Source organism: Caldicellulosiruptor obsidiansis OB47 (genome assembly GCF_000145215.1).
Classification (GTDB): domain Bacteria; phylum Bacillota; class Thermoanaerobacteria; order Caldicellulosiruptorales; family Caldicellulosiruptoraceae; genus Caldicellulosiruptor; species Caldicellulosiruptor obsidiansis.
Genome location: NC_014392.1, coordinates 1626665 through 1643937, shown reverse-complemented (window position 1 = coordinate 1643937; position 17273 = coordinate 1626665). Strand labels below are relative to the sequence as shown.

Sequence of the window (17273 nt, the reverse complement as noted above, 5' to 3'; positions counted from 1 at the left end):
TTTTATTTTTTTGGAAAAAGGCTATAATATTCTTAGAAAAATAAGCACAGAAGAAGTGAAGGGATTTATGAGAGCAAAGGCAGTTTCGAAAAAGAAGAGATATAAAATAAAAAAAGAGGTTTTTGACAGGTTAAATGCTGAGGTGTACGGGACTTTTTTGCTTTTTGTCTTTCTATTTCTTGTTTTTTCAGTCTCAACAGATAAAGTAGGAATAGTTGGCGATTTTGTCAAGAAAACCTTGTTAGGATGTTTTGGAGTAGGTGTTTTCTTAATCCTTGCTTTCATGCTCTATGTGTCGCTTGATTCAATTTTAAGAAGACCAAGGGTGTTTGACAAAAGGGATATAATTGTATTTACTTATATACTTCTTATATTCATGATTTTTACCACCTTTATGCAAACAAATATAAAAACTTTTGGTTCATTTATAAAAGTTTTAAAAGATGCATACTTTGATGGTTTGAACTTCAAGGGATTTGGTGTTTTCGGCTGGGCTATTACATACCCTTTTGTATCGTTGTTTGGTTTTACAGGCACGCTCATAATTTGTTTTTCCACGCTTATAATCATGAGTATGATTGTTTTCAGCTTTTCGATAAGGGATTTTTTAAAACAGAGAAAGCTTAAAAATAACCAGCAAAATGAAAAAAGGGTAGAAGAAACTGAAAAGGATATAAAGATAAAAAGTAATGGATTTTACAACTTCAATCTTGATGCTGATATAGAAGAAGAAAAAAAAAGTGAAGAGGTCATTGTAAATATACCCAAAAAATCTAAGGAAAGTAATAAGGTTGTAGCCAAAAAGCAAACATTACGATCAAGCAGTCAATATTTGTATCCTCCCATTGACTATCTTAAAAAACAAAATGATAATTTGCAGGTTTCAAGAAAAGATATAAATGAAAATATAAGAAAGCTGGAAGAGACGTTAAAAAACTTTGGTATTGAAGCTCAGGTGACAGAAGTAAATGTTGGACCCACAATTACAAGATATGAGCTGCAACCGGGACAGGGGGTAAAGGTCAGCAGAATTGTCAATCTTTCTGATGACATTGCGCTTGCACTGGCAGCACCATCTGTTAGAATTGAGGCACCAATTCCAAACAAGTCTGCAATAGGAATAGAAATTCCAAACAGAGAACCAAAACCTGTTTATATAAGAGAGTTGATTGAAAGTCCAGATTTTTACACACTGCAGTACAAGATACCATTTGCCATAGGTAAAGACGTTGCAGGAAGTCCTGTGATAGCAGATATAACAAAAATGCCTCACCTTTTGATTGCAGGTGCAACAGGGTCGGGGAAGAGTGTGTGTATAAATTCGCTTATAATAAGCATTCTTTACAGGTGCATGCCTGATGAGGTAAAACTGATTTTAATTGACCCGAAGGTTGTTGAGCTGAGTTTGTACAATGGTATACCTCATCTTTTAATACCGGTTGTAACAGATGCCAAAAAAGCTGCAAACGCACTTAGTTGGGCAGTTCAAGAGATGGCAAACAGGTACAAACTTTTTGCTGCAGCGGGTGTAAGAGATGTTATAGGTTATAACAAGTGGTGTGAGGAAAATGGACAAGAAAAACTTCCATATATTGTAATTATTATAGATGAACTTGCCGACCTTATGATGGTATCACCTGCCGAGGTTGAAGACAGTATATGCAGGCTTGCGCAGATGGCACGAGCAGCGGGTATGCATCTTGTTGTTGCGACCCAGAGACCTTCTGTAGATGTCATCACTGGTCTTATTAAGGCAAATATTCCGTCGCGAATAGCCTTTGCTGTATCATCCCAAGTTGACTCACGCACAATTTTAGACCAGGCGGGAGCTGAAAAGCTTTTGGGAAGAGGTGATATGCTATATCTTCCAATAGGTTTGGCAAAACCTCTGAGAGTTCAAGGTGCGTATGTTTCTGAAAGCGAAGTTGAGAAGGTTGTGGAGTTTTTAAAACAGAACTTTAACATTGAGTACAATCAGGAAGTGATTGAAGAGATAAACAGCAAGGTTTTAGATGTTAAAGATGATAAGGTTGATGAGCTTTTGATCAAGGCTATTCAGCTTGTGGTGGAAGCGCAGAATGTTTCAACCTCATTTTTACAAAGAAAACTCAGAATTGGTTATTCAAGGGCGGCAAGGCTAATTGACCAGATGGAGGAAAGAGGAATAATTAGCAAAATGGATTCTACCGGCAAGCGCCAGGTTTTAATAACCAAAGAGCAGTTTGACGAGATGCTTATGAATATGGAGTGAGGAAGTAGAATGGCTTTTTTACCTATTTGCAGGGAAGACATGAAAAAGCGTGGATGGGACGAGCTTGACTTTGTATTTGTGTGCGGAGATGCGTATGTTGACCATCCATCTTTTGGCCATGCAATAATATCACGAATAATAGAAGATTATGGTTTTAGAATTGGAATAATTCCTCAACCTGACTGGAAAGACTCAAAAAGCATAACAGTGTTGGGAAGACCGCGGATTGCTTTTTTGGTATCGGCAGGGAACCTTGACTCCATGGTTGCACATTACACTTCATTTAAAAAACCACGGAGCGAGGATTATTATTCGCCTGGTATGAAAAGGGGAAAAAGACCAAACAGAGCAACAATTGTTTATTGTAATTTGATAAGAAGAGAGTATGGTGATATTCCCATCATAATTGGCGGTATAGAGGCTTCTTTGCGAAGGTTTGCTCATTATGATTACTGGTCGGATAAAGTGAGAGCTTCGATATTAATAGACAGCAGTGCTGACCTTTTGATATACGGAATGGGTGAAAAGCCATTGTTTGAGATTCTACCAAGGCTCAAAAAAGGAGAGAACATAAAAGAGATAAGAGATGTTCAAGGGACGTGTTATGTAACAAAGGATATTCAGCATCTTGAGGGAAAAGACTACATCATCATTGACAGCTATGAAAAAGTGAAAGAAGACAAGATGGCGTATGCCCGTGCTTTTGCTATTCAGTACAGGGAACAAAACCCGTACACAGGAAAGATAATTGTTCAGCCACATAAAAATTTATATGTGGTTCAAAATCCGCCAGCAAAGCCTTTGACAGTGGAAGAGATGGACTATGTTTATTCTCTGCCATATGAGCGAAACTATCATCCCATTTATGAAAAAGAAGGCGGTATAAAAGCACTGGAAGAGGTCAAGTTCAGCATTGTATCTCACAGAGGGTGCTTTGGAGGCTGTAATTTCTGTGCTCTTCACTTTCATCAGGGAAGGATCATTCAAAAAAGGAGCCAGAAGTCAATCTTAGAGGAAGTAAAAAAGCTAACAAAACTTCCCGATTTTAAGGGATATATTCACGATGTTGGTGGACCTACTGCAAATTTCAGAAATTCTGCGTGCAGTCTCCAATTTGAAAGAGGTGCTTGCAAAAATAGGCAGTGTCTTTTTCCACAGCCGTGCAAAAATTTGGAAGTTGACCACAGCGAATATTTTGAACTTTTAGAGAAGATAAGAAAGATAAAAGGTGTGAAGAAGGTATTTATAAGGTCGGGGATAAGGTATGACTACCTTTTACTTGACAAAAACTACAGAAAGTTTTTGGAAAAGCTCTGCATGTACTATATTTCTGGTCAGTTAAAAATAGCACCTGAACATATCTCCAATAATGTGTTAAAATATATGGGTAAGCCTCCTAAAGAGGTGTATGAAAAGTTTGTGAGAGAATATTTTGAGACAAATAAAAGACTGAATAAAAAACAGTATATCATTCCTTATCTTATGTCAGGACATCCGGGAACAACCCTTGAAGATGCAATTGAGCTTGCAGTGTTTCTAAAAAGAAATGGGTTTGTACCAGAACAAGTTCAGGACTTTTATCCAACACCCGGAACTGTATCAACTACAATGTATTACACCGAATTAGATCCATTTACCTTAGAAAAGGTCTATGTTCCAAAGACATTAAAAGAAAAGATGATGCAAAGAGCTCTTTTGCATTTTCACAACCCAAAAAATTATGATTTAGTGTATGAGGCTTTGAAGATAGCAAAAAGAGAAGATTTGATAGGATATGGTAAAGATTGCTTGATTCCACCAAAACCAGAAGATGGAGGTAATAAAAGTGTCAGCAAAGATAATAGACGGAAAAAAAATAGCGCAAGAAATAAAAAATGAAGTAAAGATTGAGGTTAAAAAACTAAAACAAAGAGGAATAGAGCCAACGCTGGCTGTTGTGATTGTGGGAGATGACCCGGCATCCAGAAGCTACGTGAATTCCAAGAAAAAAGCATGTAGCGAGGTTGGAATAAATTCTGTGGAGTTTGCCCTGAGCAAAGACACAACTCAAGAAGAGCTTGAGAGCTTAATTGACAGACTAAACAGGGATGAGAAAATAAACGGCATATTGGTTCAGCTTCCGTTGCCAAATGGACTTGATGAGAAAAGGATTTGCACAAAAATCCTTCCACACAAGGATGTTGACGGGTTTCATCCGCTCAATGTTGGAATGGTTGCAACTGGCATAGAGTTTGAAAGAGCAATCAAACCGTGCACACCATTTGGGATTATTGAGCTTTTAAAAAGAGAAAATATAGAGATAAAAGGGAAACATGCTGTTGTGATAGGAAGAAGCAATATTGTTGGGAAGCCCTTGGCTTTGCTTCTTTTGAGAGAAAACGCAACAGTTACCATTTGTCATTCATATACAAAAGATTTAAAAGAGATTTGCAAACAGGCAGATATCCTTGTTGCTGCAGTTGGAAAGCCAAGGTTTGTCACATCTGAAATGGTAAAAGAAGGAGCAGTTGTAATTGACGTTGGAATAAACAGGGACGATGCTACCCAGAAACTTGTTGGTGATGTTGACTTTGAAACAGTAGAAAAAGTGGCATCGTTTATTACACCTGTTCCCGGTGGTGTAGGACCAATGACAGTTGCTATGCTTATGAAAAACACGCTTTTTGCTACCATGCTTCAAAACAATCTAATATAAAGGAGTGCCAAGGGTTGGTAAAGATTGGATTTGTCTCGTTGGGATGTAACAAAAATCTTGTTGATAGTGAAATAATGATGGGTGCATGTGTAGAGGCAGGATTTGAAATAACCTCCAATGCAGAGGATGCTGATGTTATTGTTGTAAATACATGTGGTTTTATAAATGATGCAAAACAGGAATCCATAGACACCATATTAGACATGGCTGAATATAAGAACAAAAAATGCAAATTTTTGATAGTAACAGGATGTTTGACGCAAAGATACAAAGATGAAATATTAGAGCAGATGCCAGAGATTGATGCAATACTTGGTGTAAAAGAAATGTTGAAGCTACCCGATGTAATAAAAGATTTATATGAAGGTAAGCAGAGGATAAAAGTGTTCAATGATGCATCATCGTTTGTATATTCTAGTTCAATGCCAAGAGTAATTGCAACACCCAGTTATTATGCATACATAAAAATTGCAGAAGGGTGCAACAACAGATGCTCTTATTGCTCCATACCGCTTATCAGGGGCAAATATACAAGCAGACCTATTGAAGATATAGTAAGAGAGGCAAAAGAATTAGCAGAAAGAGGATATAAGGAGATTATTCTCACGGCTCAGGATACTACAAAGTATGGCACAGACATATATGGTAAAAAAATGTTGCCTGCTTTGCTTGAAGAGCTTGAAAAGATTGAAAAAATAAAATGGATAAGATTTTTGTACTCTTATCCTGAGGATTTAGACGAAAATTTCGTAAATGTAGTAAAATTTTCTTCTAAAGTGGTTAATTATTTTGACATTCCAGTTCAGCATGTAAACGATAGAATATTAAAACTTATGAACAGAAAATCAACAAAGGAAAGTATAAGAAGACTGATAGAAAAAATAAGAGAAAGTTTTGATGAGGTTGTCATAAGAACAACAATTTTAGTCGGATTTCCCACAGAAACTGACGAAGAGTTTGAAGAGCTTTGCAGTTTTTTAAAATGGGCAGAGTTTGACAGGCTTGGTGCTTTTATGTATTCTCAAGAGGAAGGGACGCTTGCTTCGCAGCTTCCTCAGGTTGACGAAGATATAAAACAGAGAAGATATGAAAAGGTTTTAAATATCCAAAGAAAAATTTCTAAGAAACAAAACAGAAAACGAATTGGGAAAGAATACGAAGTGGTTATCGAAGCAAAAGATAGAAATAACTTTTACATTGGTAGGAGTCAGTTTGAAGCCCCGGAGGTTGACGGGAAAGTTTTAGTATTTTCCAAAAACAGATTGACAGCTGGTCAGTTTGTCAAGGTAAAAATACTAGATGCGTTTGAGTATGATTTAGTAGGAGAGATAATTTTATGAATGTTGCAAATATTCTAACAAGTGTAAGAATATTTTTAATCCCTGTGTTTATGTTTTTTTTGCTTTACAGTAGTGTACCATATTCTAAGGTGATTGCAGCAGTTATATTTATAGTAGCAGCAATTACTGACAGTTTAGACGGGTATATAGCAAGAACAAGAAAAATCGTAACAAATTTTGGTAAATTCTTAGACCCTCTTGCAGATAAACTATTAATAACAGCAGCACTTGTATGCTTGGTGGAGCTACAAAAGGTTTCTTCCTGGGTTGCTATGATTATAATTGGAAGAGAGTTTATTGTAACAGGTCTTAGAATGGTTGCAGCAGCTGAAGGGATGGTTATTTCTGCTAATGTATGGGGGAAACTCAAGACGATAAGTCAGATTATAGCAGTTGTGCTTCTTTTGATTGACAATTATCCCTTTGTTCTTATGGGATTTCCTTTTGACAAAATAATGTTATATATTGCAGTAATTTTAACAATTTATTCAGGTTTTGATTATATAAAAACTAACTGGAAAGTAATAGATTTTACAAAAAAGTGAGGAGAAATTCATGATATCTGAAGTAATAAGTGTTGGTACAGAACTGTTACTTGGTCAGATTTTAAATACAAATAGCCAATATCTTGCTCAGAAATTAGCTGAACTTGGTATTGATCTTTATTTTCAGACAACTGTTGGAGATAATATGGAAAGGCTCAAAATAGCGATTGATACAGCTGTAAAAAGAGCTGATATATTGATTTTTACAGGAGGGCTTGGTCCAACATCTGATGACATTACAAAAGAAGCAGTAGCAGATTATTTTGGTTTGACGCTTGTGCTGGATGAAGATGTATTAAGAAGAATTGAAAAGTTTTTCGAACGCAGACAGGTAAATATGCCCGAAATTAATAAAAAACAGGCATACGTTCCCGAAGGTGCAAAAGTTCTTCACAACAAAAATGGTACGGCACCTGGACTTATCATTGAAAAAGACGGCAAGATTGCGATTTTACTTCCTGGACCTCCTTTTGAGATGCAGCCCATGTTTGAAGAACAAGTCTTGCCTTATTTAGAGAGATTTTCAAAACAAAAGATTTACTCAAGAGTTTTAAAATTTGTAGGAATAGGTGAATCTTCTATTGAAGAGGCTCTGAAGGATTTAATTCTCTCTCAGACAGATCCGACTTTAGCTCTTTATGCAAAGCCGTTTGAAGTTGAGCTGAGAATTACAACAAAAAAAGAGAGTGAAGAAATAGCAAAATCACTTCTTCAATCGATGGAAGATAGAATAAGAGAGCGTTTAGGAGAGTATATTTATGGTGTTGATGGGCAGCTATTGGAAGAAGTTGTGGTAAGTTTACTTGCAGAAAAGAGATTAAAGGTTAGCATTGCCGAGTCATGCACGGGAGGGCTTATCTGTAACAAAATTACCAACGTTCCAGGTGCATCCGAAGTATTTGACAGAGGATTCATAGTATATTCAAATGAAGCTAAGATGAAACTGCTTGGTGTTCCAGAACAAGTTTTGAAAGAGTACGGAGCGGTAAGTTCTCAAACGGCAAAATATATGGCACAGGGAGCACTTTCAAACTCTCTTGCACACATTGCTCTGTCTGTGACGGGAATTGCAGGTCCAGGCGGTGGAAGTGAAACAAAACCTGTTGGGCTTGTATATATTGGTATTGCAACAAAAGATAATTGTGAGAGTTTTGAATTTAGGTTTTCAGGTGACAGATTAAGGATAAAAGATATGACTTCAAAGGCTGCCCTCAACATTTTGAGAAAAAAGATAATTGATTATTGAAATGTTAGAGACAAAAGTATATAATAATTCTAAACATATGTTCGAAAAGATGGGGGTTAAAAATGGAAAACTTAGATAGGAAAAAAGCTTTAGACAAGGTTATTATGGAAATTGAGAAGGCTTACGGTAAAGGCGCTATAATGAAGCTTGGCGAGATGGCAAAAGAAAATATTGATGTTATACCTACAGGTGCGCTTTCGTTGGACATTGCGCTTGGTGTTGGAGGAGTTCCGCGAGGCAGGATTGTAGAGATTTATGGTGCAGAGTCATCTGGGAAGACCACCATTGCGCTTCACATAATTGCAGAGGCGCAGAAAATGGGTGGTGAGGCAGCATTTATTGACGCTGAGCATGCGCTTGATCCATTTTATGCTAAAAAGCTTGGTGTTGACATAAACAATCTTATTGTTTCCCAGCCAGACAGTGGCGAGCAAGCTTTGGAGATTGTGGAGGCACTTGTTAGAAGTAATGCAATAGATGTTATTGTAATTGATTCTGTTGCAGCGCTTGTACCTCAGGCGGAAATTGATGGTGAAATGGGAGAGGCGCATGTTGGGCTTCAAGCAAGGCTCATGTCACAGGCGCTCAGAAAGCTTGCTGGAATTACAAGTAAGACAAAGACTACAGTCATATTCATAAACCAGCTTCGTGAAAAGGTTGGTGTAATGTTTGGTAATCCTGAGACAACACCAGGTGGTAGAGCGCTTAAGTTCTATGCATCTGTCAGATTAGAGGTTAGAAAAGGTGAAATTATCAAGTCTCAAGGGCAACCGATAGGCAGTAAGGTAAAGGTTAAGGTTGTTAAGAATAAGGTTGCACCACCGTTTAAAGAGGCTGAGTTTGATTTGATTTATGGAGAAGGAATCTCAAAAGAAGGAAATGTTTTAGATGTTGCAGTTAACATCGATGTTATTCAAAAGAGTGGGGCGTGGTATACCTACAACGGTCAGAAGATTGGTCAGGGTAGAGAGAATGCAAAACAGTTTTTGAAAGAAAATCCTGATATAATGCAGGAGATAATTGAAAAGATAAGGCAGAATGCAAACCTTGCATTTGAGAAGATAAAGACAACAGCAGAGATTTCTGATGAGGATTTGCTGTTGAGTGGTGAAATTAATGAGGATATTGGATAAAAAGATAGTTGGAAATAGAGCTTTGCTTGTTTTTGACGATGGTAAAGAAGTTGAGATAGACAGAGAGGTCTATCTTGAAAGAAAATTGTATGCAAAAGATGAGATAGACCAAAAAGAATTGGAAGAGGTTTTATTTGAAAGTGGTCTTAAAAGTGCAAAAAAGTTGCTGGTAAGCTACATTCAAAGGTATCCACTCAAATCTGAATATGGATATTACAAATATTTGCTTTCCCGCGGGTATGATTCGGCTACTGCTTTGAAAGCGGTAGCTTATTTTGTTAACAGCGGATACATTGATGAGCTGGAGGCTGCCAAAAAGCTTGTAAATAAGTATCAAAAGAGAAAGTCAAGCTTTGAGTTATTACAGCTTTTGCGGAAAAATGGGTTCAAATCATCCACAATTTCAAAGCTAAATTTAAAGTCTGAAAATGATAAAGAAATTCTTGTAAAGCTTTTGCAAAAGAAGTTAAAGAGAATAAGTAAAGAGGATAGCAAAGAGATTTTAAAGGTTATTAAGTGGTTTGTGGCAAGAGGATATGACTACAATACGGTGGTTGAAAAAATTAGAGAATTCTTAGATTATTGAGAAGCCGCCATTGTTGACACTGTGTGCAAAAAGTAATAAAATTTAATTGAAACAGTTTTTTATAATCTATCATTAACTTATTCAACACAAAGGAGGTGCAAAAGATTAGTGAGACATTGAAACTTGTAGTTACTATAGTAATTGCTTTGGTAGCATCAATGGTTGCCTTTTTCTTGGGCTATTTATATAGAAAGAAGATTGCTGAGAAGACCATAAAAAGTGCTGAACAAGAAGCCCAAAGAATTGTTGAGGAGGCCAGAAAACAGGCCGAGGCATACAAAAAGGAGGCAACACTCCTTGCAAAAGAAGAGATACACAGAGCAAGGAGCGAATTCGACAGGGAAGTAAGAGAGCGAAGAGCAGAGCTTCAGAGGTTCGAAAGAAGACTTATTCAAAAAGAAGAGATGCTTGACAAAAAGATGGCGTCTGTAGAGGAAAAAGAAGAGCAGCTCAATCAGAAGCTGAAGGATATTCAAAAACTTCAAGAGGAGATCGAACTTTTAAAACAAAAAGAGCAGGAAGAGCTGCAAAGAATTTCTGGGCTCACTCAGGAAGAAGCAAAACAAATTATACTCAAGAGTGTTGAACAGGATGTCAAACATGATGTTGCGCTCATGATAAAAGAGCTTGAACAGCAAGCGAAAGAAGAAGCTGACAAAAAAGCCCGAGAAATTATTGCTACTGCTATCCAGCGCTATTCATCAGACTATGTTGCAGAAAACACTGTTTCTGTTGTGACACTCCCAAATGATGAGATGAAAGGTAGAATCATAGGTAGAGAAGGTAGAAATATTAAGACATTTGAGACTGTTACAGGAATTGACCTTATAATTGACGACACACCCGAGGCAGTAATATTATCAGGGTTTGACCCGATAAGGCGTGAGATAGCAAAACTCACGTTAGAAAAGCTTATTTTAGATGGGCGAATACATCCTGCGCGAATTGAAGAAATGTACGAAAAAGCAAAACGAGAGGTTGAGAATAAGATTCGAGAAGAAGGAGAAAGGGTTGTATTTGAGCTTGGAATTCACAACTTGCATCCAGAACTCATTAAGCTCGTAGGGAAACTTAAGTACAGAACAAGCTATGGTCAAAATGTTCTTGCACATTCTATTGAGGTAGCAAACATAGCAGGTATCATGGCAGCAGAGCTCGGTCTTGACCAGAGTATTGCAAAGCGTGCAGGGCTTTTGCATGACATTGGCAAAGCAGTTGACCATGAAATGGAAGGGTCACATGCCCTGATTGGTTATGAGCTTGCTAAAAAATACAAGGAGACAAACCCGGATGTCCTTGAAGCGATTGGTGGGCATCACGGTGAGATGGAAACAAGGTCAATTTACAATGTGTTAATTCAGGCTGCTGACTCTGTTTCAGCGGCACGACCAGGAGCTCGAAGAGAATCTCTTGAGTCTTATATCAAAAGACTTCAGAAGCTTGAAGAAATTGCGAATTCTTTTGATGGTGTTGAAAAAGCTTATGCAATTCAAGCAGGAAGAGAGATAAGAATAATGGTAAAGCCTGACCATGTGAGTGACGATGATATTGTTATAATGGCAAGAGAGATAGTAAAGAGAATTGAAAGTGAGCTTGATTATCCAGGTCAGATAAAGGTAAATGTAATCAGAGAAGTTCGAGCAGTTGAATATGCAAAATGAGAAAAAAAGCGTGTTTTGTTCATGGCTTTTAAAAGCTTTGAACAAGACACGCTTTTTATAAATTTATTCTGGAAAATATCTGGAGGTATGGAATGAGATTTTTAGCTATAGGAGATGTTGTTGGAAGGCCGGGGAGAAACATTCTAAAGAGCACCCTCTCTAAACTCAAGGAAAACTACAAGATAGATGTTGTAATTGCCAACTGTGAGAATGCTGCAGGCGGTAATGGACTTACCAAAAAGGTTGCTGATGAGCTTTTTTCTATAGGAATTGATGTTATGACAATGGGGAACCATGTGTGGGCAAATAAAGAGATTTTTTCTTTCATAGAAAGTGAGACCAGGATAATAAGACCCGCAAATTATCCCGAGGGAACAACCCCCGGAAGAGGATATAATGTGTTTGAGAAAAATAATATAAAATTTGCAGTTATTAACCTCTGTGGTAGAGTTTTTATGGAAAACTTGGACTGTCCGTTTAGGAAAATAGATGAGATTTTAAAAAAAATAGATTGTCGGATAATCATTGTTGATCTTCATGCAGAGGCCACATCAGAGAAAATAGCCCTTGGTTTTTATGTTGATGGTCGTGTTTCTTGCGTATATGGGACTCACACACATGTGCAAACAGCAGATGAAAAAATACTTCCAAACGGTACAGCCTATATAACGGATATTGGTATGACAGGGCCGTATGACTCTGTGTTGGGTGTTGACAAGGATATTGTAATTCAAAAATTCACAACCCTTCTTCCTGTCAGATTTGAGGTTGCCAAAGGTAAAGCTCAGTTCAACGGAATCGTATTTGAAGTTGATAACAACACCGGCAAAGCAGTTTCTATAGAGAGGATAAACTTTACACTGGAAGAGTAAATATTTGTAAAGGCTTTGCGAGAGCTGCAAAGAATCAAAATTTGCAGCTCTTATTTTTTTCTCATAATCTTCTGGGTAACATAATAATAATTTAATATAGAACAAATGAGAAAGGAATGTGAGGTCTTAATGGCAGTTGCAAGTGTAAATACAGAAGTTGAAAAACTCCTTGACAGACTTCCTGCCGAGATTGTTTACACAATCAAAACAACCTTTGAAGAAAATCTTCATGAAATTTGTGAGATAAAAATAAACTTGAACTGTCCACTAATTGTAATTGGTAAAAGAGAGTATGTCTTTGAAAGTTTGATAATTACAAAAGAAATTTTAAACAAATGTATAAGCAGGCTGACAAACAACTCTCTGTTTACATATGAAAAAAACATACTCCAGGGATATTTCACAGTTGATGGTGGACATAGAGTGGGAGTTGCCGGAAAATTCACCTTTGAAAATGGAAGCAAACAGGGGTTTGTTAACTCAATCAGTGGGCTTAATATAAGAATTTCTAAAACGGTGAGAATTGAACCTGAGAGAATCTTAAAACATGCAGTGAAAGAAAATCTTGTTAGTATCTATAACACTCTCATAATCTCCCCGCCTGGTTGCGGGAAGACTACGCTTCTCAGGAACATTGTAAGAATCTTGAGTTCTGGTGAAGGAATTTTGGCAGGAAGAGGATTTAGAGTAGTGGTAATTGATGAAAGGTCTGAGATTTGCATGGTAGATAATGACAGAAGGGAGATTGGTATCAGAACCTTTGTGTTGGACGGGGTGGATAAGCTCAGAGGGGTTTTAATGGCTGTAAGAAGTTTAAATCCTCAGATAATTGCGATGGATGAGCTCGGGTCGCCTTCTGATTATTTGGCAGTTTGTGAAGCGTCAAAGATGGGTGTGAAGATAATTGCAACAATGCATGCAGAGTCGGTAAAAGACATTTATATGAGAGAGTTTTCAAGAAAGATAATCAATCAGGGTGTTTTTGAAAAGGTGATTGTCTTAAGTTCCAGAAACGGTCCCGGGACCATTGAAAAAATACTGTCGCTGGGTGAAGAGAGAAATGGTGATTAAGGTAATTGGTTCGGTTTTGATTATCTTTTCATCTTGCATGATTGGGTACTATCAAACCTTGAAGTTGTGGCAGCAGGTAAAGATTGTAAACCATATGATAGTGTTTTTTACATATGCAAAAGCAAATGTAATTTCAGCACGTTTGACGTTTGCCGAGATTTTGGAAAATTTCAAGCTCAAAGAGGAAAGTAAGTTTAATCAGGTAATTGAATACTACTTTTTATCCATAGGGAAAAACCAAAGTGATGTTAAAAATATTTATCAACTTGATGAGAATCTTCATAGGCTTCTTATTAGTCTTTTTAATGTCATAGCTTTTTATTCTATAAACGAAATAGAAAAGGTTTTGGATGAAGGAATTAGAGAACTTAGAGAATACTACGATGTTTACAAACTAAAGTACAAAAAAAATAGCAAATTGTTTGCAGTGCTTGGGATTTTTTGTGGAGTATCTCTTTGCATATTACTTCTGTAAGTGGGTTGAGGTGTAAGAATTGATGAATGGAATAGATTTGATTTTCAAGATAGCAATAATAGGTATCATCCTGTACCTTGTAAATCAGGTGCTTATAAAAGCTGAAAAGGAAGAACTTGCGATGATGACAACCCTTGTAGGAGTTATAATTGTACTTTTTCTCATAATTGATCTCATAAGAAGGTTTTTTGATACTGTTAAATCAGTTTTCAATCTTTACTAAGATACTGAGGGACTACGAAAAATGGAAATATTAAATATCATTGCGCTTTGCATGGTCTCAATTTTTGTTGTGAGTATATTAAAAAGAACTCAAAAAGAGATTGGACTTGCTGTGGCAGTCATAGTTGGGATACTGATTTTTTTAATGATGATTGATAAACTTGTATATGTTGTGGAAAAGATTATTGAGATGAGTAACAAAGTTTCATTTGCAGGTGGATATGTAAAGACGTTAATAAAAATGACTGGTATTGCACTGGTTTCAGAGTATACAGCAAGCGTGTGTAAAGACAGCGGTGAGAGTGCAATTGCTGAAAAGGTGGAATTTGCAGGAAAGATTATAATCTTGTTTTTATCACTTCCTTTAATAATGAGCCTATTTGATTTGATTACCAAATTTTTAAGATAAGAGGAATGAATGATGGGACAAAAGAGTTTAGTTTCAGTGTGTGTATTTGTATTTTTTATAATAGCACTTGAATGTTGCCAAGCATCACAGTTTTCGCAAGAATACATTAAAAAGACAAAAGAAATTTTAAATGATTACACTGAAAAAGATATAAGAAGTTATTTAGAGGATATTATAGAACAAAAAAGCCCGAAATTAGATATAGTGAATGTTTTGAAGGAAAAGATATTGGGGCAAATTTTTTCTACTTTTCGTCAAATAAGTTTGATAATTATTATAGCCCTATTATATATACTCATTGCAAGCGTTCAAACAGGTCTTAAGAATCAGTCGGTTGCAAATGTAACGTTTTTGGCTTTTTTATTTACAGAGGTTTTGATTGTACTTCAAAATTTAAAAGATGTTCTTTTAGATGCCCAGCAGACAGTTCAAAATGCGTGCAATTTTGCTGAAGTATTTTTTCCTCTTTTTGTTTCTCTGATAGCTTCTATGGGATATCCAACATATGCAGCTGTAATGAGCCCAAAGATAATGTTTGCCATTGTCTTCTCGTCTGAATTTTTGAAAAACATCATCTCGCCCTTTGCGTACACTTACATACTTATCGGTATTTTATCAAATATTGATAGTGGAAGATTGGGATTGAGAAGGATTTTGGGTTTCTGTAAAACTATATTGATGTGGTGTATAGTGATTGGCATTGTTGTATTTGTTGCTATTGTGTCTGTAGAAGGTATTGCGAATGTTACAGTGGACAGCTTAATTACAAAATCAATTAAATACAGTGTTGGTAACTTTGTGCCGTTTGTAGGGAAGATATTATCCGATGCTGCGGACACTCTCGCCACAAGCCTTGCTATAGTAAAAAATTCTCTGGGTGTTGTGGGTCTAATAGTTTTGCTTATAGGGATTGGAATTTCGCTTTTAAAAATTTTGGTTGTATTTGTTGTTTTCAGAGTAGCAGCTATTTTTGTTGGTTTGATTGGGGATGCAAAGCTTGCCCAGTTTTTGGATGACTATGCGGATGTACTCATTTTGATTTTTGCAATAGCATTTGCAGCTTTGTGTATGTTTGTTGTTGCATTTTCCTCATCCCTCTTTTTGCTTCAGGTTGGAAGGTGAGAGTATGCAGGAGATTCTCAACGAGGTTGCACTCTCTCTATTTTATATAGTAATAATTGCAATTTTTATAGAAAACTTGGTAAATGAAAACTACAAAAAGTACATAAATGTCTTTCTGGGACTGACAGCAAGCATGGTATTGATAACACCTATTTTGGAAAACTCTGAATTTTTAAAGTTTGAGTTTCAGAAAAACCTGAAGAAGATAGAGAGTGAATTCAACCAGCAGGGAGTTTATTCTCAAGATATTTATAGACAAGCTCTTGTACAAGAATATAAAAACAAATTAAAAGATGATATTGAAGATAATGTAAGGGAGATATGTGGAAAAGAGATACAAGTTGTTAACATGAGTATCTATGAAGATATTGATTCACATGATTTTGGTAGGCTTAAAGAGATAAAAATTGAAGGTGAGTATGATAGAAAGGTGGTTGAAATAATTTCAAACAAATACCACGTGCCCAAGGATAGAATTTATTTTCAAAAGCTGAGGTGAAAAAGATGTCTGATTTGAGAAGAATAAAAGATTTGCTTGAAAATGTTACGAAAAACAAAGATTTGATTATTTTTTTAGGTGTATGTGGAATATTTCTTCTTGTAGTTTCTTCAAATTTTTCTACATCTTCAAAACAAACAAGTGCTACTATAAAACGACAAGAAATTCAAGAGGACGGGCAGCAGTATGAACAGCTAATTGAGAAAAAACTTGAGGGTATATTAAAGGAAATAGACCCAACAAGAGATGTTTCAGTGATGATAACTTTTGACGACTGCTATGAGTACGTGCTTGCTACTGAAACAAGAGAGAACAGGCGAAGTGAAAAACAAAACCAAAATACAACAATTTCTGAAGAAGAAATAGATAGCAAAGTAGTGGTGTTGCAACAGCAAGGTGAATCAAAACCTTTTGTGGTAAAAAGGATATACCCAAAAGTCAGAGGAGTGGCTATAGTTTCCAAAGGAGCAAGGGATAAGAGGGTATATATAGGACTTGTTAAGGCTGCAGCAACTGTGCTTGGTATAACTCCTGATAAAGTGGAGGTGTTTGTTAAGTGAACAAGAAGATATTTGTAAAAGTATACAGCAAAAGACAGCTTATGATAATTTCGCTTGTCATCTTGCTTATAGTAGCAGGAATTATAAATTCAAGAATGGAGCTTGGAAATAAAAAGAAGATAAACCCTTCTGTAATTGAAGTAAGTAACCCGACTGTACACAAAAGTGAAAACAATGCTGAAGAAGGGACAATTGATGAAATGAAGCTAAAAAGAGAAATAGAACGTTCTAAAGAGATAAATCTTTTAAAGTCTCTTTTAGATGAGCAAACTGATACAAATATTCAGAAAAAGATTGATGATAAGATAGCTAAAATTATTGATATCAGCAACAAGGAAATGACATGCGAAAATGTTTTGAGTTCTAAGGGTTTGGGAGAGTGTGCAGTATTTTACACAGATGATACAATATATGTTGTGGTACAAAAGAAACTTGAAAAAAGAGATCTAATTCAGATTCAAAATGTGATAATGAACGTATTTAAAGTGGATTTTAACAAAATAAGAGTGTCTCAAAGTAAAAACTTAAATTAACTGATGTTGTTAAAACAAAAAAGTATAGGGTATAATATATAACATAGAATGAA

General features: G+C 36.2%; 18 protein-coding genes. All 18 read left to right on the top strand.

Going from position 1 to position 17273, the window contains the following annotated elements:
- The first annotated feature begins 67 nt into the window (after positions 1 to 67).
- The 18 genes from COB47_RS07710 (at position 68) to COB47_RS07625 (ending at position 17220) form a co-directional block, all read left to right on the top strand.
- Positions 68 to 2251, top strand: a complete 2184-nt coding sequence (locus COB47_RS07710) for an FtsK/SpoIIIE family DNA translocase (protein ID WP_013290819.1) — start codon at positions 68 to 70, stop codon at positions 2249 to 2251.
- Between the two features lie 9 nt (positions 2252 to 2260).
- On the top strand, positions 2261 to 4129 hold the full coding sequence (locus tag COB47_RS07705; RefSeq protein WP_013290818.1) for a YgiQ family radical SAM protein: 1869 nt from the start codon (positions 2261 to 2263) through the stop codon (positions 4127 to 4129).
- Entirely contained in the window at positions 4077 to 4946 is an 870-nt protein-coding gene (gene folD, locus COB47_RS07700; RefSeq protein ID WP_013290817.1) for a bifunctional methylenetetrahydrofolate dehydrogenase/methenyltetrahydrofolate cyclohydrolase FolD, read from the top strand. The genes COB47_RS07705 and folD overlap by 53 nt, the downstream gene beginning before the upstream one ends.
- A 14-nt stretch (positions 4947 to 4960) precedes the next feature.
- A complete protein-coding gene (gene rimO / locus COB47_RS07695) occupies positions 4961 to 6286 on the top strand; it encodes a 30S ribosomal protein S12 methylthiotransferase RimO (RefSeq protein ID WP_013290816.1) in 1326 nt (441 codons plus the stop codon).
- Entirely contained in the window at positions 6283 to 6831 is a 549-nt protein-coding gene (gene pgsA, locus COB47_RS07690) for a CDP-diacylglycerol--glycerol-3-phosphate 3-phosphatidyltransferase (protein WP_013290815.1), read from the top strand. The genes rimO and pgsA overlap by 4 nt, the downstream gene beginning before the upstream one ends.
- Before the next feature lie 10 nt (positions 6832 to 6841).
- Positions 6842 to 8077 carry a competence/damage-inducible protein A gene (locus COB47_RS07685; RefSeq protein ID WP_013290814.1) on the top strand — a complete coding sequence of 412 codons (1236 nt, stop codon included), beginning with the start codon at positions 6842 to 6844 and terminating at the stop codon, positions 8075 to 8077.
- Positions 8078 to 8139: 62 nt separating this feature from the next.
- Positions 8140 to 9210 carry a recombinase RecA gene (recA, locus tag COB47_RS07680; protein ID WP_013290813.1) on the top strand — a complete coding sequence of 357 codons (1071 nt, stop codon included), beginning with the start codon at positions 8140 to 8142 and terminating at the stop codon, positions 9208 to 9210.
- Positions 9194 to 9796 (top strand): regulatory protein RecX, encoded by a 603-nt coding sequence (locus tag COB47_RS07675; protein WP_013290812.1) that lies wholly within the window; start codon positions 9194 to 9196, stop codon positions 9794 to 9796. The genes recA and COB47_RS07675 overlap by 17 nt, the downstream gene beginning before the upstream one ends.
- Positions 9797 to 9891: 95 nt before the next feature.
- The gene (rny, locus tag COB47_RS07670; protein WP_013290811.1) at positions 9892 to 11457 is read left to right on the top strand and encodes a ribonuclease Y; all 1566 of its coding nucleotides are present in this window, start codon (positions 9892 to 9894) and stop codon (positions 11455 to 11457) included.
- A gap of 92 nt (positions 11458 to 11549) precedes the next feature.
- Positions 11550 to 12329, top strand: coding sequence for a TIGR00282 family metallophosphoesterase (locus tag COB47_RS07665; protein ID WP_013290810.1), 780 nt, complete (start codon positions 11550 to 11552; stop codon positions 12327 to 12329).
- A 129-nt stretch (positions 12330 to 12458) separates the two neighbouring features.
- On the top strand, positions 12459 to 13400 hold the full coding sequence (locus COB47_RS07660; RefSeq protein ID WP_013290809.1) for an AAA family ATPase: 942 nt from the start codon (positions 12459 to 12461) through the stop codon (positions 13398 to 13400).
- Positions 13393 to 13875 carry a stage III sporulation protein AB gene (locus tag COB47_RS07655; protein ID WP_013290808.1) on the top strand — a complete coding sequence of 161 codons (483 nt, stop codon included), beginning with the start codon at positions 13393 to 13395 and terminating at the stop codon, positions 13873 to 13875. Before COB47_RS07660 ends, COB47_RS07655 begins: the two co-directional genes overlap by 8 nt.
- A gap of 22 nt (positions 13876 to 13897) precedes the next feature.
- Complete coding sequence (gene spoIIIAC, locus COB47_RS07650; RefSeq protein ID WP_013290807.1) at positions 13898 to 14098, top strand: stage III sporulation protein AC; 201 nt, start codon at positions 13898 to 13900, stop codon at positions 14096 to 14098.
- A gap of 21 nt (positions 14099 to 14119) precedes the next feature.
- Positions 14120 to 14506, top strand: a complete 387-nt coding sequence (locus COB47_RS07645) for a SpoIIIAC/SpoIIIAD family protein (protein ID WP_013290806.1) — start codon at positions 14120 to 14122, stop codon at positions 14504 to 14506.
- Between the two features lie 12 nt (positions 14507 to 14518).
- Positions 14519 to 15628, top strand: a complete 1110-nt coding sequence (locus tag COB47_RS07640) for a stage III sporulation protein AE (protein WP_013290805.1) — start codon at positions 14519 to 14521, stop codon at positions 15626 to 15628.
- Between the two features lie 4 nt (positions 15629 to 15632).
- A complete protein-coding gene (locus COB47_RS07635) occupies positions 15633 to 16127 on the top strand; it encodes a stage III sporulation protein AF (RefSeq protein WP_013290804.1) in 495 nt (164 codons plus the stop codon).
- 5 nt (positions 16128 to 16132) lie between these two features.
- Positions 16133 to 16687 carry a hypothetical protein gene (locus COB47_RS07630; protein ID WP_013290803.1) on the top strand — a complete coding sequence of 185 codons (555 nt, stop codon included), beginning with the start codon at positions 16133 to 16135 and terminating at the stop codon, positions 16685 to 16687.
- Positions 16684 to 17220 carry a SpoIIIAH-like family protein gene (locus tag COB47_RS07625; RefSeq protein WP_013290802.1) on the top strand — a complete coding sequence of 179 codons (537 nt, stop codon included), beginning with the start codon at positions 16684 to 16686 and terminating at the stop codon, positions 17218 to 17220. The genes COB47_RS07630 and COB47_RS07625 overlap by 4 nt, the downstream gene beginning before the upstream one ends.
- Positions 17221 to 17273 lie beyond the last annotated feature (53 nt).